Below are 21,627 nucleotides of genomic sequence, written 5' to 3' on the forward strand. Positions count from 1 at the left end.
CATTGAATGGAAGGAAGGAGTTGGATCGATGGATTGTTTTCCGTTTGATATGAAAGCAGTGAAACAAACAGGTCGGTTAATGGGACTAAGTGCTCTTTTAGATGCAAAAATTCATGATAGCAGCGTCGTTTATTATGATCGTAGAAGTGGCAATATTATTATTTTATCAGCAAATGGTAATAAAAAGGTGGTAGATGAAAATGACCGCTACTAAACCGATTATGTATGTCATCTCTGGCGAAAACGGTGCAGGGAAAAGTACATTTCGAGATTTATACCTAGTAAACTTCGGAATAGCAGTGCATATTGAAACAGATATGTTAGAAAGAAAATATGAAATATGTGAGATTCCAGCCGCAAAACAAAAGGCGGAGGAGGAAGCCGATACGCTTATACACCATTGCATAAAAAATCGCATAGACTTTTCCCTCACCTCCCCTTTATCCGCACAAACATTGGATTATATTCACCAAGCGAAAAGAAATGGTTTCCAAATTGCCATGATCTATATTGGCATCAACGACGTGACTGTCAATTTATTACGGATCAATTTACGCGCTGAACAAGGGGAAGGCAACAGAACAACTATAGAAGAAGTCGAACAATCACGACAACAAGGGGCAGAAAACTTCCAAAGAGTCGCACCACTTATTGACTCGCTCGTTTTACTTGATAACTCATCCTTAACAGCCATCGTAATAGCGAAATATCACGAAGGTAACCTCAAGATTCTTACAAAAAGAATCCCTCAGTGGACTCAACCATATATTCAAGCTTTATCATGAATGAACCACTGTTGTTTCTCCTATTCTTTTAGGAGAAGAGGTTAGGACAAGCTTTGTTTAGAAAACAGAGGATTCCCCTTCACCCCCTGAGAAAACGCCAATCTTAATGACATCTGTCTAAAAGTGGGCAACCTCATCAAGAAAGACTTGGCTCCTATATAATTGAAAAGAAGTAACCCTCGTCTCTCAAGCCTCTAATCATTTGATAATGCCCGCATTGCATATCTCTTAAACCTTTTGATAAAGACCACTCCATACATTCTTTTCAAAACACTGTGTAGAGAGCCTAGCAACCTAATCGTAAATGATCGCGGACTTCTTCCACAACCGAACAAATCCAAGGGGTATTTTTGCTATCTGGGCGATATGGTGCATTTGATAATAGTGATATTTCGAAGTATAGTTGCGGGAAAGAGTGGATGAAGGTCGCCTAGAGAAGGCGGCCTTTTTGTTTATCTTTTATCATTCACTTTTTGCTTTATTTTGATCGAGACGGGTATTGCCTACTACCTCTTTTTTGAATGTATTATTGACAAGATAGATACCAATTAAAATAAATGAGCCCCCAACTAACAGTGAATAAGAAATAGGTTCATCAAGCAGGACATAACCCGTTAAAACACCAAAGAATGGAGCTAAAAATAAATAGGAACTCGTCCTACCTGGATCACCTTTTTGTAAAAGGAAATACCAAACCGCAAATTGCACGATAGAAGACATGATACTTAGCCATAACAAAATAAATACTGAATGCTTCGTCACATGGAAGAACGGCTCTTCCAGTATGCTACTTAAAAATAAGAGAATACTACCGCCAAACAACATTTGATAGGCGGATAGCACCCATGTATCGAAATGTCCACTCCAACGATTAACTAATAAAGTTGAAATAGCCCAAAAAACCGCAGAAAAGGCACCAAACACTAGACCTATTCTAAAATCATTAATGCCTCCTAATGTAATTCCTACACCTATAAAACCTAAGACCACACCACTCCATTGATACCATTTATAACGGTTACCTATTAAAATAGTGCCTAAAATAATGACTAATAGCGGATTCATAAAAGTTAAAATAGAAGATTCACTTGCTGTGATCGTTCTTAAACTGATAAATATGCACCCCATGACCCCTGCCGTTTGAAAAGACCCTATTAATAGCACTCTCCCCCAATTTTTCATACTACTAGGATGCTCCCTCTTTTGCATCATTACAATTACCACCATAATTAAACCAGCTAGAAAAAAGCGTAACCCTGCCAATAACAAAGGAGATGAGTAGTCTAACCCTATTTTTCCGATAGCAAAAGATGAACCCATTAGTGCTGTTGTCAAAATAATTAAAGTAAAAAAGTTAAATTTTTTCATGTATACTTCCCCTCCCAAACCATTTCCCCATCTACCTTGTAAATAGGTCTTCTTCGTATTATTATAAATCCTATATCATACGATACTTATCGAAGTATGGATTACAGAGGTGAGAAAAATGAGTATACATCCGAACATTACGGCACTAACCGCTCTACTTGCTGAAAAATCTAGAGCCACTATACTTGCAGCTTTAATGGATGGGAAATTCCATACAGCAAGCGAATTAGCCTACATGGCCACCATTAAACCCCAGACAGCCAGTTTTCATCTTGCCAAACTGCTAGAAAACAATCTCGTAATCAGTGAAAAAAATGGTCGATTTCGCTACTTCCGCATAGCAAATGATGAAGTGGCAAACACACTAGAAATATTTATGTCCATCTCCTCTCCACCTGAAGTTCGCTCTTTAAAACAATCAAGCCAATTAAAAAGATTAGAAAATGCCCGAACTTGTTACGACCATTTAGCCGGACGCCTGAGTGTGAAGCTAACAAATATTATGCAAGAAGAAGGATATATTGAGAGATCCAACAAGAAGTTTATCGTAACAACAAAAGGAGAGCTCTTTTTCAAAGACTTAGGATTAGATTTAATTGCTTTATCTAAAAAGCGTCGTTCCTTTTGTCATGCCTGCCTTGACTGGAGTGAACGCACACATCATTTAGGCGGCGCTTTAGGGAATGCTCTATTTGAAAGATATATCGAATTGGAGTGGATAGAATCTAAAGCAAACTCACGAGAAATCACTATATCCACCGTGGGAAAATCCGGGTTTAAAGACTTTTTTGGACTATAAAATAAGATGAAATGACTCCCTTTCAAGTGCTATTTCTCATTTATTTTCTATACCGACAATAACTTTTAAACAAATTCCGACATCATCAATCATTTCTCGGGAAATAAGATAAGCATTCGACTAACAGTAATTATTTTCCGTCAGTAAATAAAAATGAACTTTAAAATACTTCACACACTTCAGCCAAACCGACTATTTCCATATCTCTCAATCGGAATGGATGTTTCCTTATCAATTATTAACTCAGTAATTAATGTGCCTATTAGCGGTGATAAGGTTACACCACTGTGAGTAGCTGCTACATAAAGATTCTCAATATTAGGCACGGCACCAATGATAGGAAATCCATCTTCCGACATGGCACGTATGCCAGAGAATGCACGCACAATTTTTGCTTTTTTGATGGCTGGCACATAGCGGATGGCCATATTGGCTGTTTCTTGCATCACATTGAGCGTAGTGGAACAATTAAACCCTTTATTCTCCAGCGAATACCCATCAAGACCTCACCATTATTAGCTTGTCTTAAGCCGCTCACTGTATAATTTAGGAAAGGTTTAAGCGGTTCAGAAACTAATATTTGTCCTCTTACTTGATTCATAGGAATATGAACAGCAATCATTTTCCCCAATTCTCTGGACCATGTTCCCCCAGCTAGAATAAGCCTGCTTCTGATTGTAAGCGACCTTGGTATTCGTTTCTATCGTATCATCCTTTATAATTAAAGAAATTTCTACCTTTCATGGCTAGGTTTTTATTTAAAAAATTGATTGGAATAAATAAAATCAAACGCGATCAAATCCTTATATTGGGATTGATCGCGTTATTGTAGAGGTCGGTGCGATTTCGTATTTAGCAAGATTTTTCTACTTTACGTAATATCCTTCTCCAACATTTATAACTTCTTCTGTATATTTATCTAGTAATTCCTGTTGAGGAGCATAACCAATCCCTGGTGATGTTGGAATCTGAATAACACCTTCTACTGCAGTAACTTCTGGATGTACAATATCTTCATCCCAATAACGGGATGAACTTGCAGTGTCGCCTGGTAAAGTGAAATTCGATAAACTAGTAATTGCAATATTATGTGCACGACCAATACCTGACTCTAACATACCACCACACCATAATGGGATTCCTTTTTCATTACAATAATCATGTATCTTCTTAGATTCAGTTAGTCCTCCTACTCTACCAATCTTCAGATTAATGATTTTACAACTACCTAGTTCGATTGCTTTTTTAGCATCCTCTAATGAATGAATGCTTTCATCAAGACATATTGGTGTTTTTATTTGTGCTTGGAGCTTTGCGTGATCAATAATATCATCATGAGCCAATGGTTGTTCGATCATCATTAGATTTAGTTTATCGAGTTCTTTAAAGGTTTCAATATCATCAATGGTATATGCAGAGTTGGCATCTGCCATCATTTGAATCATCGGGTATTGTTTTCTCACAGCTTTTAATGCCTCGACATCTGTACCAGGTTTAATCTTAATTTTTATTCGTTTATATCCCTCATTTACATACTTCCCGACAACACGAACAAGTTCTTGTACTGAAGGTTGAATTCCTATACTTATTCCTACATCTATTGATTTTTTACTACCACCGAGAGCTTTAGCTAGCGTCATTTGATTTTCTTTCGCAAATAAATCCCATATTGCACCTTCAATTGCTGCTTTAGCCATATTATTTCTTCTAAAAGGTTTAAATAATTGACTCACTTCATCTGGATGGTTAATTTCCGATTGACTATATATCCTCGGAATAAGAAAATCCTCCATTATATGCCAAGCTGTTTTTACTGTCTCTTCATTATAAAGAGGTGCTGAGTTAACTACACACTCACCATATCCAACATGATTTTCCCCCTGTACTTCAACTATAATGAACTCTCTTTCAGTTTGTGTACCGAAGCTTGTTTGAAATGGCTCCTTTAGTTTTAATTTCATTTTTCTTAAGCTTATATTCTTTATCTTCATATCCTCTTTTCCTCCTAATAATTATTTGTAGAGGTGACATGCAACCTTATGCTCACTTCCCTTATCTAATAACGTTGGTTTGATTTTTTTGCATTCGTCCATCACATATGGACATCGAGTATGAAAAACACATCCAGGAGGTGGATTAATTGGAGATGGTATATCTCCTTTAATAATGATTCTCTCTCTTTTCTTTGTTGTATCTGGTATAGGTATCGCTGACAACAATGCTTTCGTATATGGATGGAGTGGATTATTAAAAAGTTCGTCAGTTGAGGTTATTTCTACTAAATTACCTAAATACATCACTCCAACTTCATCAGCAATGTGACGCACTACACTTAAATCATGCGAAATAAATAAGTAAGCTAAATTAAATTCATCTTGAACATCCTCTAATAAGTTAATTACCTGTGATTGTATAGAAACATCTAAAGCAGAAACCGGCTCGTCGAGAACGACAATTGAAGGGTTTACCGCTAATGCTCGTGCAATGCCAATTCTTTGTCTTTGGCCACCCGAAAATTCATGTGGGAAACGATAATATTGATCCTCCCGTATACCCGTTTTTTTCAATAAATCCATTGCTTTCTCTATCCGATCAGACTTTGACCCCATTTGATGAATTTTCATGGGCTCTTCTATAATCGAGCCAATTCTTTTCTTAGGATTTAGCGAAGAGTGGGGATCCTGAAAGACCATTTGAATATCTTTTCGAACGTTCATTAATTCTTTTCCTTTTAATTTAAATATATCCTTGCCTTTATAGATGGCTTCACCTCTAGTTGGTTCAATCAGACGCAATAAAGTGCGTCCTGTAGTTGACTTTCCACAACCAGACTCTCCTACAATACCAAGTGTTTTTCTTTCGTATAATGTAAAATTTATTTTTTCTACAGCCTGTACATAACCCTTTGTTCTACCAAAAGGACTCTGAATCGGAAAATACTTTTGCATATCTTTCACTTCTAATACTGGAGAAGAGGCCTCTTGATAATCTTTAGCTAGTAATGATTGGGACATATTGCTCCTCCTCTACTAAAATATCTCGATAATTCCAACATCTAATTTTATGTTCTTCTTCATACTCTTCTATCATTGGCGCTTCATTTAAACACCTTTCTGTTGCAAACTCACATCTTGGTGCGAACCTACATCCTTCAGGTACCTCGTTTAACGATGGCACGACACCTTGAATTGTGTGTAACCTTACATTTCTATCTCCATCCATTTTAGGAATAGATTTAAGCAGCCCCTTAGTATAAGGATGAAGAGGGTTAGTAAATAATTCATCTACTTCTGCTTCCTCGATGATTTGTCCTAAATACATCACCACTACACGTGTACAAACTTCCGCAACAACACCTAAATCATGTGTAATCATAATCACACCCATATTCAGCTCTTCTTTCAGGTCATTAATGACATCTAAAATTTGCGCTTGAATGGTAACATCTAAAGCGGTTGTTGGTTCGTCAGCAATTAATAAATTTGGTTTACACGAAAGGGCCATCGCAATCATAACTCTCTGACGCATCCCACCTGATATTTCATGGGGATACTCAAAAATCCTTTTTTCCGGTGAAGGAATTCCAGTGAGTCTTAACATTTCTATTGCCTTTTCATAAGCAGCTTTTTTGCTTAAATTCTGATGAATCATTATTGCTTCGACTATTTGGTTTCCTATGGTATAGACTGGATTTAATGATGTCATAGCATCTTGAAATATCATTGAGATTTGATTTCCTCTAATATCTAACATTTCATTCATCGATAGCTTTAGTAGATCTGTATTATTGAAATGGATTTTGCCTTCATATTTCGTATGCTTTTCATTTAATAACCTCATTATTGATTCCGCTGTAACACTTTTTCCACAGCCAGATTCTCCAACCAATCCCAATACCTCACCATGTTTCACCTTAAAAGTAACACCGTCTACTGCAGTAACCGGCCCTCTTTCTGAAGAAAAAACAGTTTTTAGATTCTCTACTTCTAATAGATAATCATTCATTTCTATCTCCCCTTATTATCAATTCATACCTATTCGTTTTGCTTGTAGGAATAGAGGGAATTTATTTCAATGATTTATTAGAGTGTGGATCTAATAAATCGCGCAACCCATCTCCAAATAAGTTTAGGCCTAACACAGCCAAGATAATAAATATCCCAGGAAAGATCGTCATCCAAGAAGCGTTAAATATAACAATTTTCCCATCTAATAATATGTTCCCCCAACTTGGATCTGGTGCGGGAATACCTGCCCCTAAAAAACTTAGGGATGCTTCTAAAATAATCGCTATGGCGAAAACATAAGTGACTTGAACAACTAAAGGAGACAAAATATTCGGTAAAATATGTTTCCAAATAATCCGATAGGAGCTAGCACCTTGTGACTTAAGCGCCTCTATATACGTTTGTTCTTTAATCACTAATGAGGATGAACGTACAACCCTTGCAACAACTGGAATCTTGGCTAAGGAAACAGCAATTACTACATTCATTGGTTGCGGGCCAAGCACCGCCATAATAGCAACTGCCAACAAAATATCTGGAAATGCCATTAAAGCATCACAAATTCTCATCAATATATGATCCAAAACAGAATAATAGGAGGAATATAATCCAATTAATAAACCTATTACGGCTGTAACTATCGCCACTGATAAACCAACTGTTAAAGACACCTGCGCCCCATTCGCTACCCTACTAAATAAATCCCTTCCGAAGTTATCAGTTCCAAACCAATGATCCGCGCTAGGAGGCTGTAATCTATTCGCATTCTCCATTTCTAGCGGTGAATGTGGAGAGATAATTGGAGCTATTAATGTAAAAAGTAACAACACTATTAAAATACTACTACCAATAACGATTGACTTATTTGAAAAAAACCGTTTAACTATTAGTTTTCTTCTTTCTGATTGAGTATTATGCTTTAAATTAGAAATTTTCCCGATGTCAATTGAGTTTGTTTTTATTTCCATTATCTATCCTCCCATCACTTGCGATTTAATCGTACCCTAGGATCCACAACACCATACAGTAAGTCAATGAACAAGTTCAAAAACAAATAGGTTAGGGCTATAATGAGAATCGTTCCTTGAATGACAGCATAATCCCTTCTCGTTATTGCGTTAACAACTAATTGCCCAATTCCTGGTAAATTAAATACCGTCTCTGTTACTACAGCACCTGTAATTAACGAACCAAAGGTCTCCCCTAGTATCGTTAATATAGGTATAAAAGCATTTCTAAAAGCGTGCTTATATATAACCATTCTTTCTTTTACACCTTTTGCCCTCGCTGTTTTAATGTAATTGGTCGAGAGAATATCGACCATAGATGATCTTGTCATTCTAGTAATAACCGCAGCTTGAATGGCACCTAGAGAAATAGCTGGTAAGATTAAATATTTCAAATGATTCCACAATCCGTTTGCTAATGATTCATATCCTGCTACAGGAAGTATTTGCATCTTCACTCCAAACACCAACATAAGCATTAACCCTAATAAAAAACTAGGTATAGACATTCCTATCATAGCAATTAACATAAATGTACTATCAATACCTGTTCCTCTTTTTCTTGCTGCAATAACACCTATAGGAATAGCAATCAATATGGATACACCCTGCGCTAAAAGTGCCAGAGAAAGAGTCGGACCGATATGGCTAAAAAAAGCAGCTACTACAGTCGTATTCATATATAATGAAGTACCTAAATCACCTTGTAATACATTTCCAATCCACTGGGTAAATTGTTGGTAGATTGGTAGGTTGAGACCTAACTCCTGTCTTAGTGACTCTATTTCGCCAGGGGTTGCGTCCGGTCCAAGCATAACTGCCGCAGGGTCTCCCGGAATAAAATGGATAAGAAAGAACACAAAAACGGCTACTAAAAATAGAACAGGGATCATTGATAATAATCGTTTCAAAATATATGCTTTCAATTTAACCACCTCCAATAAAGTACTCCCTAGTTAAGGAAGTACTTTATCTATTAATTACTTTTGCTGACGTTCCAGAAGTTAGGGCCTAAGAAATTAGTATAGCCACTAATCTTTTCTGAGTATCCAGACACACGAGAGTTTTTACCAAGGTTCACAACTGGGAGGTACTCCCATAATTCTTCGTGTAATTGATCATTCAACCCTTGGATCTCTTCTTCCTTTGCTACTCTGATTTGATCTAACAACTCATCTATTTCAGGACTATTTGTCCAACCTGCCCACTCTGTTTCAGAATTTAAGAAAACATACTGATTTGGTGTAGTAGTAGTTGAAAAGCCAGTAAAGAAAATATCATAAGTCGATGGATTATCTCTTCTCTCTAATAATGTTGGCCAATCATACACATCTAATTTAACATTCATTCCTATCTTCTCTAACTCTTGTTGTGTTGCCACTGCTGCATTGTAATGATGCTCATAGTCACGACTTGTTAAAATAACAATTTCCTCTCCGTTATATCCTGCTTCTTTTAACAGCTCCTTTGCTTTCTCAGGGTTCTGTTGATTATATTTGTCTTTACCTGATTCACTATACCAATTCTTTTGGCTTGATAGAAATAACGCTGAATCAAGTTCATAATAATCTGGACCTACAAACGCTGCCCCCATAATCTCGTCCATATCTAATGCATAGTTCACCGCTTGACGTGCTTTTACATCAGAGAATAATCCCTCTTTTTTATTGAAAATCAAAGCTTCGATTCCATAAGACCAAATATCCACTGTTACCCCATTTGCACTCTCTACTTGTGGGATGGAATCATAATTTAGCATATGAGCAAAATCATATTGACCACTCATCAGTCCATTTACTCTCGTCGAGGAATCAGGAACAAAATTCCAATTAATAGCATCAACAATTGCTTCCTTCTTACCACCTAGACCACTTGCTTCGGTCGTTACACTCTGGTAATCCTCAAACTTCTCAAACTTGATAACTTCATCTTGTTTCCATTCAACAAATTTAAAAGGCCCAGTCCCTATATATTCTGATGCACCTGTAGCACCTGCATCCTCAGCAATTTCCTTTGGCATGATAGCTGCAATTCTGCTTACATCCGCCAAGAAGTAAGTTGTTAAAGAGGAGGGCTCTTTAAGATGTAGTTCCACAGTTTGTTTATCTACTTCTTTCCATTCATGCTCTCCTAGCTCAGGGGTTTTCTTTCCCCATTTCTTCATTGATGCTACAACATCATCCGCCTCCATTGTCTCACCATTATGGAATTTAACATTCTCTCTTAATTTAAATGTTATAACTGTACCATCTTCATTTTCTTCATAAGATTCAGCTAGTTGAGGTATCACTTGATAGTTCTCATCTAAAGTTACTAATGATTCATATATTACTTTCGCTGCATCACGTGTAGCTTCAGCCGTCGTTTCATGAGGATCAATTGTTTGAGGTTGGGTAGGATATGCAACATTCAAAGTTCCACCTGCTGGAGTTCCCTCACCTGTTTCACCAGATGAACTTGTCTCATTCGAACAGCCACTAATTACTAATGCAATCATCAAACCAAATATTATGATTAACCTCTTTTTTAAACTCACCATACTAATCCTCCTTATATTTTCATTTTTTTTGAATTTTCTTTATTTCAGAAAATTATAACTTGTTTCTTTCTTATAGTAAAGTGTATAATTCAAATAAACATAAAATAATGTCTATACTTCAAAAGGTGGTGAGACTATCTCTACATATGTTGAAAAAACAGAAATCCATTATGCCTCTTTAACTAAAGGCTTAAAAAAAGTAGCTAATCACCTTTTACAAGACCCAACTATTTTTGCTATTCATCCTGCAAAAAAAATTGGCGAAGTTATTGGTGTAAGCGAAACCATGATTATTAGATTTTGTTGTTCAATTGGTTTTGATGGATTTACTGCTCTTCAAAAAGAGGTACGAAAGAGCTTAATGACAATTAGCAGTAGTTCAAATATAAACAGCAATCAGTTTAATCATTTCACTAATGAACTATTAATAGATGGAGAACTGATTAAAAAAAATATTGAAAGTATAGATATAGAAGAAGTTCATAAAGCCATTGATCAAATTTTAGATAGTGAGAGAATCATCGTATTAGGTTACTACCAATCTTATAGCTTCGCACACTGGCTATATTTTAATTTAAATTACATCTTAGGAAATGCCACATTATACAGACCTGAATCGGATGCTCGTCTCCTAGAACTACTCCCAATAAATTCTTGTGTTATTGTTTTTTCATTCTACAGATATGCTCTTGACACGATTAAATTCGCTAAAGATGCAAAGGCACAGGGGCTAAAAGTTATAGCCTTTACCGACTCAAAAATATCACCCATCACTGAACATGCCGATGCAATCATTCCTATTCAAGTAGATAACCATTCTATTTTCCGTAAAGGCCCTATTACACTATCAATCATGAACGCACTTCTACATGAATTGCTAATAAAAGTGGATCATGTTGGGGAAACCACTTCAACATTCAAATATTTTATAAAGGAGAATTCAATTGAAAATTAGAGAGGGGAACGCTATGTTGAGCACAATAAAACAGAAAGTACTAGAGTCTTTCAATTACTTACACAGTCATCCAGAAATAAGTTGGGAAGAAAAAAATACGACCGATTATATTAGTGAGTTGCTTGAAGAAAACGGATGTAATGTTGTCAGGTTTGATGATTGTACAGGGGTAATTGGTGAGTATGGAAACTTCGATCGTGACTTACCTATTGTGGGTATTAGAGCAGATATGGATGCTCTATGGCAGGAAGTAGATGGCTTTTTCCAACCAAACCATTCATGTGGACATGATGCTCATATGTCTATTGTTTTAGGCGTATTATGGAAACTACAATCTATCAAGGAACTAAAAGATAAAATCGCAATTAAATTCATTTTTCAACCAGCAGAAGAAAATGGAACGGGCGCTCTTAAAATGGTTGATAAAGGTGTCATTGATAATGTCGACTACCTATTTGGCATTCATTTACGCCCAGTTCAGGAAACTGAAGCTGGTCGAGCTACACCAGTGATTGTTCATGGGGCAACAAAAATGTATGATGTGGAAATCTTAGGAGAAGACGCTCACGGAGCAAGACCCCATTTGAACCATAACGCCATAGAAATTGCAGCGCAAATACTAAATATGATTAGTCAAATACACCTAGATCCTCGTATTCCACATTCTGTGAAGATGACAAAGATACAATCAGGAGGAAAAAACACCAATATCATACCTGGAAACGCTTCGTTTTCACTAGACCTACGAGCACAAAACAATTCATTAATGGAAAAGTTAGAAAGCAAAGTAAATGATATCTTTCAATCTATGCGTAACCTTTACGATTTAGATATCAACGTTACACACGTAGATGGTATAGTAGCCGCTTTAACTAATGATGAAGCTACTAAGATCATGAAACAATCTATCATTGAAGCAATCGGAGAAGTAAATCTAGACAAACCATTGGTCACTCCAGGAGGAGACGACTTTCATTTTTACACAGTTAAAAAGCCTAATCTTAAAGCAACCATGCTTGGACTAGGATGTAATTTAAGTCCAGGCCTGCATCACCCGGAAATGTCATTCGATAAGGATTATTTGATGAATGGGGTAGATATTCTTTATCGAGCTGTATTAAATACCTATCATTTAAAATAAAGAGTGAATCAGAATAACTAGCAACTTACAATACTGGTTAAAAAAAATACATTACCTAAGCTCATTTCTGTATCCAAGATGGCATTTATAGCATACATTGGACTTTTCAAATTCCTTTGTATGCTATAAAAAAAGCATTCTCTCTAAGCTAAAACCGATTTTGCCAACGCCTGCACTATCATATCGTCAGCTGGATGCATTGACAAGCCACATTGCACGTCTCTGAAAAGGCGCTCTAATTTAAAGTCTTTAGACAATCCTCTTCCTCCGGCGACTCTCATGGCTCGTTCTACAATTTGGATTGCTTGGTGACAGATGGTGTATTTCGCTGCTTGGAAGTCATTGAGTAAATCATCTCTTAGATGGGGGTAGCGATCCCACTTGTCGGCGAGTGAAAAGAGTAGTGTGCGAGATGTAGTTAAGGCAATCTCGATTTCGCCGATTTTTTGTTGAATATGCGGAACTTCGGCGATTGGCTTTTGTAAACTCCCAGCTTGTTGATGTTTTGCGAAATCAATTATAAAGTCTCTGGCTGCATGGGCGACACCAAGAAAGACAGAGGCGATAAATAAAAAGGTCGAGCGGTTTTTTAATCCACCATCCTTGCCAGTTGCTTTTGCCAGCAGTGCCTCCTCTGGTACGAACACTTCATTTAATACAATTGTATCACTACCTGTCGAACGCATGCCAATTGTGTTCCACGTTTCTTTCACTACTACCTTATCCGATTTACGAATGAGGAATTCCCCAAGTACACCTTCATCCTCCACCCATGCCATCACAATCAATGGATCAGCAATCGGTGCTAATGTGGCAAACGTCTTTTCCCCTGAAATGAGGTATCCACCTGCAGTTCTTCTCGCAACTGTTTCCGGTTGGCTTCCTCTAAAAATATTTCCGCCTTTCTTTTCAGTGGCAAAGATATTAAGGATGTCTCCGTTTTGCACAACACCTTGACAGACCGTTGCAAATATCTCCTCCCTCCAACGGTTGCCTTCACGATAATTCAGGAATAAACAAGATTGCCAACCGGCCGCAAGAGCAACCGCACCATCTCCTTTAGCTAACCGCTCTAAGGCAATGGTCATTTCATATAATGACGCCTCGTACCCACCATATTTCTGCGGGACGGTTAAGGAAAAGAAGCCTGCTTCTCTTAAAAGGTCAAAAGAAGCGTAAGGAAACGTACCCTGTTCATCATTTCCGGCTGCGTAATCCTCCAGTCGCGCTGCGATTTCGTCGTATTTCTCCGCTAAAGCTGCTTCTCGTTCATTCCGAATTTGTACATCCTTTATTTTAGTTTGGAGCATTTATCGTCTCACCCCTTTGAATAAATCCTCTTCACGACTATGGTCCGTTGAAAGAGGTGGTGTGTCTGATAAATTAGTAATAGCATCATATAATTCATCACTTAACTCTATCTCCCTTGCACGGATAGCATCTTGTAATTGTCTCACATTCCGTGCGCCGATGATTGGGGCTGTAATCACAGGATTCTTCAGTACCCAGGCTATGGCCAATGAAGCTGGGTGATAACCGTAATCTTCTGCCAATTTTATAAATTGTTCGGTCGTCGTATAATATTGCTTCGTTCCATACCGTCTTGCATAGTTTTTTAGTTCTATCAATCTGCCTTGAGTTGGTAAGTTTTTATGATTATACTTTCCAGTTAATAATCCACCACCTAAAGGACTATATGAAATAACCCCTAACTGCTCCTCCTTAGCTAACGGTAACAGTTCCACTTCCGCTTGGCGCTTTACTAAATTGTACATCGGTTGAATAAGTTCAAATCGCGCCAGCTCTTTTTTTCCAGATATACCAAGTGCCTTCATGATTTGCCATGCTGACCAATTACTTACCGCCGGATAAAGAATCTTTCCTTGCCTTTGTAAATCATCAAGTGCGCGAACCGTTTCTTCTATATCTGTATGAGGGTCAAACAAATGGATGAAATAAAACTCAATCCGATCCGTCTTTAATCGCCTTAAACTATCTTCCACTGCTTGAAAAATATGACGCCTTGAGGCCCCTTTACTATTCATATCTTTACCAACAGGAAAACCTACTTTAGAAGAAATAATCACCTCATTGCGACAATCTGCTATGCATTCTCCTAAAATTTCTTCTGATCTCCCCTGACTATAAACATTCGCTGTATCAAAAAAATTAATGCCTGCCTCTCTTGTTAAATGGAACATTTCCTTCGATGTTTGTTCATCTGCATTTCCACCGAAAGACATTGTGCCAAAACAAAGATTGGACACCTTAATACCCGTCTTCCCTACTAATCGCTCCGTCACTGTTATCGCTCCTTAAAGTTTTGTCGTATATGTTCTTCGATATTTACTCCCCGGATGTCCGCTAGGTAATAACCGTTGGCCTTGACCAAATATTTTTTCGCGGAAAGTTCCCTCTGAATAATCCTTTTTATACACGCCTCTTGCTTGTAATTCCGGAACCACTAAGTCAATAAACTCCTGTAAATTTTGTGGAGTGACAAAATGAGCTAAGTTAAAACCGTCGATTCCCGTATCTTCAAAGAAAAAATGGATGGCATCGGCTACTTCCTTAGGATTACCGACAATTACATGATCGCGATTGATGGTTTCAAAACGGTTCAATACTTCCCGTACCGTTAGTTTTTTTGGCGCATCCTTCGTTAGTGATGCTGCTCGAGATTGACCATGCTCAGTATGCTTATATTCAAAATAACCATCTAAATCGGTATACTGTGATAAATCATATCCACTTGATCCACCATACTGCGCCTTTGCGGCCTCCGCACTCCACAGCTTTTGATACATGATATACTTCGCTTCTGCCTCTTCCGTCGTTTCCGCTACAATCACATTTAAGAATGTATACAACTTCACATGTTCAGGGTTTCTGCCATACTTTTCTGCACGTGCCTTAATATCTTTAATATGCTCACGTATTTTCTCATTTGTTGGTCCGCCAATGAATACACACTCCGCATGCTTAGCAGCAAATTCTTTTCCTCTCTCAGAAGTACCCGCTTGATAGATCACAGGCGTTCTTTGTAAAGAGGGATCTGTCAGATGTGGCCCTTCGACTTGATAATAATGACCTTCATGGTTAATAGGATGTACTTTTGCCGGGTCGACTAAAGTGCCACTTTCGACATCCGCTATTAGTGCGCCATCCTCCCAACTACCTTCCCATAATTGATAGGTAACATCTAAAAATTCATCTGCACGCTCGTAACGTTCATCATGTTTAACCATATTTGTTAAACCATAATTTCTTGCTGCATTCGGCAAATAAGACGTCACTATATTCCATGCCAATCTTCCTTTTGTTAGATGATCCAATGTCGAAAAACGACGGGCGTGACTAAAGGGATGTTCATATGTCGTACTCACTGTCACAGCAAATGATAAATCTTTTGTCACACTTGCCATCGCCGAAATGATCATCGCTGGATCATTTAAGGGAAATTGCAAACCGTCTCTTATAGCTGGTTCTTTACTGCCACGATACACATCATACACTCCAGCCACATCAGCAAAGAAAAGGGCATCAAACTTGCCCCTTTCTAATAGCTTTGCTAAATCTGTCCAATAAGACAAATCATTGTAATGGAGATGCCGCTTACTTTGCGGATGCTTCCATAACCCATGTGAATTATGCATCGCACCTGCCATTTCAAAAGCATTTAATTGGATCTGCTTACTCATCGACTCTCTCCTTTCTACTGTTTACCAGATTTGATGTCCTCTAATAATTGATCAAGTGTATCCTGCAATTCAGGAATAGGAATATCAACAACAACATTCCCGCCATTCGAATCTTCCTTCACAGCTTCTACAACTTTTTCTTCTTGATAAATTCTGGCAATCGTTTGATAGGTCTCATCATCCGCATCCTCCCCACGAACCGCAAAAACGTTTAAATAAGGTCTTGTTTTTTCACTATGTGGATCGTCATGATAAATCGCATCCTCTAAAAGATAACCTGCTTGACCCGCAATTCCACTATTGATAATCGAAGCCGCGACATCAGGTAAGACTCTAGGTGTTTGCTGGGCAACAACCGTTAAGATTTCTATATTTCGCGGGTTTTCAACAATATCATCAGGTGTTGGGTATAAACCAACATTCTCTTTCAATGTAATCAGACCCGCTTCTTCTAACACTTTTAATCCTCGACCCGTATTGGCAGGGTCATTAGGGATAGCAATCGTGGCGCCATCTGGAATGTCTTCTGGGCTATCATATTTCTCCGAATACAACCCCATTGGTGCAACAACCGTTGAGCCAATAGGTTTAATATCCGCATCGTCATTCTCAACGATAAATTGACTTAAAAACGCCAAATGCTGAAAGGAGTTCACATCAATTTCCCCGTTTATCAAGGCATTATTCGGTAATGTATAATCGGAAAACTCGACCAATTCAACTTCAATTCCTTCTTCCTTCGCTCTCTCCTGAATAATTTGCCAATACTGACCATCTGATCCTGTGACACCAACTTTGACATGCTTCGTATCACCCGAAGCTGAATCAGACCCACAGCCACTTAAAAATGCTGCAAGCAATAGTAATAACATGAAAACAAATTTTCTTTTCCCCATTTGAACACCCCTTATCTTCTTAAAAAGAACCTTGAAAGTATATTTCCTAAAAACTGTGCAATTTGTACAAGTAAAATAAGAATCACCACTGTGACGATCATGACTGATGTATCAAATCGTTGATAACCATACGTCATGGCTAAATCACCCAATCCACCACCACCTACAGTACCTGCCATCGCGGAGAAGTCGATCAAACCGACAGTGATAAAGGTAATGCCAAGAATCAACGGACCAAGTGCTTCCGGTATAAGTACCGTAAATATAATTCTTAATGGACTAGCACCCATCGCCTGTGCTGCTTCAATAATTCCAGGGTCGATTGATACGAGATTATTTTCTACAATTCGTGCGACGGCAAAAGCAGCTGCGATCGTCATTGGCAATACCGCGGCTGCCGTTCCTATCGTCGTCCCCATAATCATTCTCGTAAAGGGACTAATGGCAACGAGAAAAATGATAAATGGGATTGGTCGGATAATATTAATCAATAAGTTCAATGAATAAAACACCAAACGATTCTCTAAAATATTGCCTTTACGCGAGACAAAGAGTAACAAACCAATTACAAGGCCAAGAATGGTAGCAAAAATTAAAGTCAGAATCACCATCAATATCGTTTCCCCAGTGGCTTCTATAATTCTTGGCCAAAATGTCGCCCAATCAACTTGCATCATATACCTCCTTCAACTCAACAATTTTTTCTAATTCCTCAATCACCAGATTTACTTCTGCTTCCTCACCAATAAATTCGACTATTAAACTACCAAACAACCTTTCTTGCAGCTCACTAATATTGCCGTAGAGGATATTGAAGTCTACTTGATATTTCTTACTAATTTTTGATAGGATAGGCTGATTACTAACCCCCTCTTTATAAATGATGCGATACAGTTTCCCATGCTGACCCTCTTGTAATTTCCTTAACAGATGTGAGGGGAGTTGGTCATTTTGAACGGAACGAATGAAATTCTTAGTTGTCGCGTGCTGTGGTTTTGTGAACACATTAAATACTTGACCTTCCTCTATTACTCTGCCATCCTCCATCACAGCCACACGGTTACAAACTCTCTTAATCACATGCATCTCATGGGTAATGAGCATAATCGTGATGTTATACTCTTTATTCACCTTCCGTAGAAGCTGGAGGATTTCTTCCGTTGTTTCTGGATCAAGAGCAGATGTAGCTTCATCACAAATGAGAATGTCTGGTGATGTTGCCAAAGCACGTGCGATGCCCACCCTTTGCTTTTGTCCCCCTGAAAGGCTTTCCGGATATTTACTTGCCTTATCCTCTAAACCTACGAACTTCAACATTTCCTTCACTCTTTGATCGAGTTTTGCTTTCGGCCAACCGGCAAGCTTAAGCGGGTAGGCAATATTGCCATACACCGTTCTCGAACTAAAGAGATTAAAAGATTGAAAGATCATCCCGATGCGACTTCTTAATTGGCGCAGCTCCTTCTGCGAGAGTGCATCTATTCTCTTTTCATTGACAATGATTTCCCCTGAAGTGGGTCGCTCAAGCAGGTTAACTAAACGTAATAATGTACTTTTCCCTGCGCCACTGAAGCCAATCACGCCAAAGATTTCCCCTTTTTCTACTTCTAAACTCACATTTTGGACGGCTTTGACGACGTTGTCCTTTGTTCCAAATGTTTTACTTACATTCGTAAATCGAATCAAACCATTCTCCCCCCTACAAACTCAAATCTTTATACAACAAAAAAGACAGCCCTCTATGAAAGAAGTCTGCCTTTAGTTGGTCTAGTCGGCTTATCTTAGATGTAATTAGAAATAAACAACTCCTACTGGGAGTTTTTCATCGTTAATGATGTACTTCCCAACCGCTTGTGCTTTATAAACAGTTGGATTATGAGAAGAAATCGTACGGATATTACGCCAATGGCGATCTAGGTAGGCTGACTGTTTCGTCGCAGATGCACCTCCCACTTCAAAAAGAAGGGTCGCTGCCTTTAAGGCTAATTCATCCACTACTACTTTTGCCTTTGCTGCCTGTAATGATGCCTCGTGATCAAGCTCGTAATCACCTGTTTTATTCGTCGCCTTCTCTAACGCCTCCGCAGCTGCTAACACTGTTGCTTCTACAGCAAAGGCAATACTCGCAATCTCACCGATTTTATGTTGCAATAACGGATCGTCCTTCGGTTGTTCTGCTGGTGCATAACTAAATGTTCGTTTTCGTTTATGTACCAATTCCTTTGCATCTGTCACCACATTACGGACAATACCAGCAATCACGGCTTGTAGAATCAGTTGTAGAAAAGCATTAAATGATTTCTTGTCTTCCTGAAGTTCCTTCATTTCTTCTGGATAGACCGTGACATTTTTGAAGATGGTCGTGCCACTTCCTGTGCCTTTTTGACCAAATCCATCCCAATCATCCTTGATGATGACGCCCTCTCTATCTGTCGGAATAAAAGCAGAGACAACTTTGCCTGTCGGCGTTTCTGCCATGACACTAACCCAGTCAGCATACATCGTTCCAGTGCAAAAATACTTTGTGCCATTTAATCGAAAATTCTCTCCGCTTTCGGTTAAGGTAGTTTCGAATTTTGAGCTGCCTGCTGCGTTTTTCGAGATTTCTGTATAGGCATTACCGATGATTTCACCGTTGACAATTTTCTCTATCCCTTGTTGACGCTTCGTTTCGTCCCCTAATTGAAGCAATCTTTCCACATGTGAAAAATGAGATCTTAATAAATGAGCCACGTCTGGGTCCGCTTCGGCTAATCGAATGACTACTTGCAGCAATTCTCTTAGTTGAATCCCACCACCACCAAGCACTTTTGGTACTCGTAACGCACCAATTTTCTTTTCCTTAATTAATCTCAAAGCATAAAAAGGTCTAGCTTCACTATTCTCCTCTCTTCTCTTTCTTGCATCTTGCGCGATTGCTGTTAAGATTTCATCCATTTCATGGGAATCTATTGCAATTGGTCCTTTAGATGCTATCGCTTTATCAGTCATCATCACGACTCCCCTTTACTGTTTTAATCCATTTATTCCAACTGTTTTAGTTGGAATTATAAAAATAAAAAGACTCTCCACTCAGCCTTTGCGCAAGCTGTGTAGAGAGCCTCTAGTGATCTAGTCGGCTACCGAACGGTTTAATAAATTAACCATATCTTATACGGTAACTGATAAGATGTCAATATTATTTTCAGATATTATTAAATTTTTAAACATATCAATCGGCTATATAGTTAGTCACTTCAATTAAACCCTATTCTCTTCCTACTGGACGCTACTAGCGATAACGTTTAATGAGCGACATGCCCCGATTTTCTCAAGATTCCGAATGAATAGGCAGAGGGCAAATTGAGATGGCTGCATGAAGAAGAGACTTTTTATAATGATTGAATAGTGATAACTACTGACAAATCTACCCTAGTGAATTCCCTTTACTAAGCGTACGAAAAATACCAGGCATGGAGAAGAATATAAGATTTTTATTAGTATGATCGAAGGATTCCTTTTTTGGCGAAGCACAAATGGGTGATTTCATCATAAATTATCTAGACACTATACGGAGATTTACATGAGGAGGCACAATATGTATTATTATTACGGTCCGTTCGGGCCACAACCTTATTATCAACTTCAGAGCTATAACCATAACGTTCGCGGCTTACCGGGAGGATTTCCTGGAGCTGGTGGATTTCCTGGAGGAGATGGGCCCCCATCAGGCGGTGCCCCGCACTTAGATGATTTCATGCCTGGCCAAGGCTCACCAAATATCGGTGGCATGCCAAACTTAGGTGACTTTATGCCAGGACAAAATAATGGGGGCGGTATACCCAATCCAGCTGACTTCCTACCAGGGCAAAACGGGAATGGAGGGGGCATGCCGAACCTCCAAGAATTATTACCAGGACAAAACGGATCGAACAGTAATGGCGGAGGGTTACCGAACTTACAAGACATCCTTCCTGGACAAGGGGATTCCGGATCAAATGGCGGCATGCCAAACTTAGAGGACCTGAGCGAACTTCTTCCACAACCGAACGAGTCAAACGGGCAATCACAAGGCAGTAGCGGGACAAATGGCAACGGACACTCAGGTGAAAGCGCTGGCGAGGAAGGATCAGCTGCACCTTCCTTACCCGAACCACCATCACACTATATCGTCAACAAATATCATTCTTTACTAAAAAACCCACAAACCGCCAAAAACATTCTACAAAGCAAAGGTTCCTCCTGCGTCAACAAATGGAGCGTCATCCAACTAACAGACGGACAAATTCTACTCATGTATATCACAAGACACGATGCAAACGGGCAAACACAAGGGATATTTTGGCCATCTGGCCGATATGGTGCATTTGGTAGTAGCGATATTTCGGGGTATAGTTGCGGGGAATGAGTGGATGAAGGTCGCCTAGAGATGGCGGCCTTTTTGATTATC

Annotated in this window: 21 protein-coding genes; 6 read left to right on the forward strand and 15 right to left on the reverse strand. The window is 38.6% G+C overall.

Annotated elements, in window-relative coordinates; translation table 11 throughout:
* The first annotated feature begins 28 nt into the window (after nt 1-28).
* Together MKX78_RS21665 and MKX78_RS21670 are read left to right on the forward strand one after the other, a co-directional pair.
* Nucleotides 29-214 (forward strand): hypothetical protein, encoded by a 186-nt coding sequence (locus tag MKX78_RS21665; protein ID WP_307316153.1) that lies wholly within the window; start codon nt 29-31, stop codon nt 212-214.
* Nucleotides 201-785 (forward strand): zeta toxin family protein, encoded by a 585-nt coding sequence (locus tag MKX78_RS21670; RefSeq protein ID WP_307316156.1) that lies wholly within the window; start codon nt 201-203, stop codon nt 783-785. The genes MKX78_RS21665 and MKX78_RS21670 overlap by 14 nt, the downstream gene beginning before the upstream one ends.
* 462 nt (nt 786-1,247) lie before the next feature.
* On the opposite strand, the gene MKX78_RS21675 is transcribed toward MKX78_RS21670, so the two are convergent.
* Nucleotides 1,248-2,153, reverse strand: a complete 906-nt coding sequence (locus MKX78_RS21675; protein WP_307316159.1) for a DMT family transporter — start codon at nt 2,151-2,153, stop codon at nt 1,248-1,250.
* Between the two features lie 118 nt (nt 2,154-2,271).
* Between MKX78_RS21675 and MKX78_RS21680 the strand changes: the two genes are divergently transcribed.
* Nucleotides 2,272-2,952 (forward strand): ArsR/SmtB family transcription factor, encoded by a 681-nt coding sequence (locus MKX78_RS21680; protein WP_307316161.1) that lies wholly within the window; start codon nt 2,272-2,274, stop codon nt 2,950-2,952.
* A 179-nt stretch (nt 2,953-3,131) separates the two neighbouring features.
* Here the strand turns inward: MKX78_RS21680 and MKX78_RS21685 are convergent, their stop codons facing one another.
* The 7 genes from MKX78_RS21685 to MKX78_RS21715 form a co-directional block, all read right to left on the reverse strand.
* Nucleotides 3,132-3,380 (reverse strand): NAD(P)/FAD-dependent oxidoreductase, encoded by a 249-nt coding sequence (locus tag MKX78_RS21685; RefSeq protein ID WP_307316163.1) that lies wholly within the window; start codon nt 3,378-3,380, stop codon nt 3,132-3,134.
* Nucleotides 3,381-3,818: 438 nt separating this feature from the next.
* Nucleotides 3,819-4,943: an o-succinylbenzoate synthase gene (menC, locus tag MKX78_RS21690; protein WP_307316165.1), complete on the reverse strand. Its 1,125-nt coding sequence runs from the start codon at nt 4,941-4,943 to the stop codon at nt 3,819-3,821.
* 21 nt (nt 4,944-4,964) lie between these two features.
* The gene (locus MKX78_RS21695) at nt 4,965-5,966 is read right to left on the reverse strand and encodes an ABC transporter ATP-binding protein (protein ID WP_307316169.1); all 1,002 of its coding nucleotides are present in this window, start codon (nt 5,964-5,966) and stop codon (nt 4,965-4,967) included.
* Complete coding sequence (locus MKX78_RS21700) at nt 5,944-6,957, reverse strand: ABC transporter ATP-binding protein (protein ID WP_307316172.1); 1,014 nt, start codon at nt 6,955-6,957, stop codon at nt 5,944-5,946. Before MKX78_RS21700 ends, MKX78_RS21695 begins: the two co-directional genes overlap by 23 nt.
* A 61-nt stretch (nt 6,958-7,018) precedes the next feature.
* Nucleotides 7,019-7,927 carry an ABC transporter permease gene (locus tag MKX78_RS21705; RefSeq protein WP_307316175.1) on the reverse strand — a complete coding sequence of 303 codons (909 nt, stop codon included), beginning with the start codon at nt 7,925-7,927 and terminating at the stop codon, nt 7,019-7,021.
* Nucleotides 7,928-7,941: 14 nt separating this feature from the next.
* Entirely contained in the window at nt 7,942-8,892 is a 951-nt protein-coding gene (locus tag MKX78_RS21710; protein ID WP_307316177.1) for an ABC transporter permease, read from the reverse strand.
* Nucleotides 8,893-8,942: 50 nt separating this feature from the next.
* The gene (locus tag MKX78_RS21715) at nt 8,943-10,505 is read right to left on the reverse strand and encodes an ABC transporter substrate-binding protein (RefSeq protein ID WP_307316180.1); all 1,563 of its coding nucleotides are present in this window, start codon (nt 10,503-10,505) and stop codon (nt 8,943-8,945) included.
* A 136-nt stretch (nt 10,506-10,641) separates the two neighbouring features.
* Here MKX78_RS21715 and MKX78_RS21720 point away from each other — a divergent pair, with 136 nt between their 5' ends.
* On the forward strand, nt 10,642-11,460 hold the full coding sequence (locus MKX78_RS21720; RefSeq protein ID WP_307316283.1) for a MurR/RpiR family transcriptional regulator: 819 nt from the start codon (nt 10,642-10,644) through the stop codon (nt 11,458-11,460).
* Between the two features lie 13 nt (nt 11,461-11,473).
* Nucleotides 11,474-12,601 (forward strand): M20 peptidase aminoacylase family protein, encoded by a 1,128-nt coding sequence (locus MKX78_RS21725; RefSeq protein ID WP_307316286.1) that lies wholly within the window; start codon nt 11,474-11,476, stop codon nt 12,599-12,601.
* Between the two features lie 143 nt (nt 12,602-12,744).
* Here the strand turns inward: MKX78_RS21725 and MKX78_RS21730 are convergent, their stop codons facing one another.
* The 7 genes from MKX78_RS21730 to MKX78_RS21760 all read right to left on the reverse strand — a co-directional run bounded on the left by MKX78_RS21730 (nt 12,745) and on the right by MKX78_RS21760 (nt 20,189).
* Nucleotides 12,745-13,911, reverse strand: a complete 1,167-nt coding sequence (locus MKX78_RS21730; protein WP_307316183.1) for an acyl-CoA dehydrogenase family protein — start codon at nt 13,909-13,911, stop codon at nt 12,745-12,747.
* On the reverse strand, nt 13,912-14,904 hold the full coding sequence (locus tag MKX78_RS21735) for an aldo/keto reductase (protein WP_307316185.1): 993 nt from the start codon (nt 14,902-14,904) through the stop codon (nt 13,912-13,914).
* 12 nt (nt 14,905-14,916) lie between these two features.
* Complete coding sequence (locus MKX78_RS21740; protein WP_307316188.1) at nt 14,917-16,302, reverse strand: LLM class flavin-dependent oxidoreductase; 1,386 nt, start codon at nt 16,300-16,302, stop codon at nt 14,917-14,919.
* 14 nt (nt 16,303-16,316) lie between these two features.
* The gene (locus MKX78_RS21745; RefSeq protein WP_307316191.1) at nt 16,317-17,198 is read right to left on the reverse strand and encodes a MetQ/NlpA family ABC transporter substrate-binding protein; all 882 of its coding nucleotides are present in this window, start codon (nt 17,196-17,198) and stop codon (nt 16,317-16,319) included.
* Nucleotides 17,199-17,209: 11 nt separating this feature from the next.
* Nucleotides 17,210-17,872 (reverse strand): methionine ABC transporter permease, encoded by a 663-nt coding sequence (locus tag MKX78_RS21750; RefSeq protein WP_307316195.1) that lies wholly within the window; start codon nt 17,870-17,872, stop codon nt 17,210-17,212.
* Nucleotides 17,862-18,884 (reverse strand): methionine ABC transporter ATP-binding protein, encoded by a 1,023-nt coding sequence (locus tag MKX78_RS21755; RefSeq protein WP_307316198.1) that lies wholly within the window; start codon nt 18,882-18,884, stop codon nt 17,862-17,864. The genes MKX78_RS21750 and MKX78_RS21755 overlap by 11 nt, the downstream gene beginning before the upstream one ends.
* 105 nt (nt 18,885-18,989) lie before the next feature.
* Nucleotides 18,990-20,189, reverse strand: a complete 1,200-nt coding sequence (locus MKX78_RS21760) for an acyl-CoA dehydrogenase family protein (protein ID WP_307316202.1) — start codon at nt 20,187-20,189, stop codon at nt 18,990-18,992.
* Nucleotides 20,190-20,775: 586 nt separating this feature from the next.
* Here MKX78_RS21760 and MKX78_RS21765 point away from each other — a divergent pair.
* A complete protein-coding gene (locus MKX78_RS21765; RefSeq protein ID WP_307316205.1) occupies nt 20,776-21,585 on the forward strand; it encodes a hypothetical protein in 810 nt (269 codons plus the stop codon).
* The last annotated feature ends 42 nt before the right edge of the window (nt 21,586-21,627 follow it).

The sequence above is a fragment of the Cytobacillus sp. FSL R5-0569 genome (genome assembly GCF_038007265.1).
Lineage (GTDB): Bacteria > Bacillota > Bacilli > Bacillales > Cytobacillaceae > Cytobacillus > Cytobacillus kochii.

Coding starts and splice junctions, on each gene's coding strand:
- MKX78_RS21765 (WP_307316205.1), top strand. CDS start 20,776: ATGTATTATTATTACGGTCCGTTCGGGCCACAACCTTATTATCAACTT.
- MKX78_RS21715 (WP_307316180.1), bottom strand. CDS start 10,505: ATGGTGAGTTTAAAAAAGAGGTTAATCATAATATTTGGTTTGATGATT.
- MKX78_RS21680 (WP_307316161.1), top strand. CDS start 2,272: ATGAGTATACATCCGAACATTACGGCACTAACCGCTCTACTTGCTGAA.
- MKX78_RS21675 (WP_307316159.1), bottom strand. CDS start 2,153: ATGAAAAAATTTAACTTTTTTACTTTAATTATTTTGACAACAGCACTA.
- MKX78_RS21750 (WP_307316195.1), bottom strand. CDS start 17,872: ATGCAAGTTGATTGGGCGACATTTTGGCCAAGAATTATAGAAGCCACT.
- MKX78_RS21695 (WP_307316169.1), bottom strand. CDS start 5,966: ATGTCCCAATCATTACTAGCTAAAGATTATCAAGAGGCCTCTTCTCCA.
- MKX78_RS21725 (WP_307316286.1), top strand. CDS start 11,474: ATGTTGAGCACAATAAAACAGAAAGTACTAGAGTCTTTCAATTACTTA.
- MKX78_RS21670 (WP_307316156.1), top strand. CDS start 201: ATGACCGCTACTAAACCGATTATGTATGTCATCTCTGGCGAAAACGGT.
- MKX78_RS21685 (WP_307316163.1), bottom strand. CDS start 3,380: ATGGCCATCCGCTATGTGCCAGCCATCAAAAAAGCAAAAATTGTGCGT.
- MKX78_RS21700 (WP_307316172.1), bottom strand. CDS start 6,957: ATGAATGATTATCTATTAGAAGTAGAGAATCTAAAAACTGTTTTTTCT.
- MKX78_RS21740 (WP_307316188.1), bottom strand. CDS start 16,302: ATGAGTAAGCAGATCCAATTAAATGCTTTTGAAATGGCAGGTGCGATG.
- MKX78_RS21665 (WP_307316153.1), top strand. CDS start 29: ATGGATTGTTTTCCGTTTGATATGAAAGCAGTGAAACAAACAGGTCGG.
- menC (WP_307316165.1), bottom strand. CDS start 4,943: ATGAAGATAAAGAATATAAGCTTAAGAAAAATGAAATTAAAACTAAAG.
- MKX78_RS21745 (WP_307316191.1), bottom strand. CDS start 17,198: ATGGGGAAAAGAAAATTTGTTTTCATGTTATTACTATTGCTTGCAGCA.
- MKX78_RS21705 (WP_307316175.1), bottom strand. CDS start 7,927: ATGGAAATAAAAACAAACTCAATTGACATCGGGAAAATTTCTAATTTA.
- MKX78_RS21730 (WP_307316183.1), bottom strand. CDS start 13,911: ATGCTCCAAACTAAAATAAAGGATGTACAAATTCGGAATGAACGAGAA.
- MKX78_RS21760 (WP_307316202.1), bottom strand. CDS start 20,189: ATGACTGATAAAGCGATAGCATCTAAAGGACCAATTGCAATAGATTCC.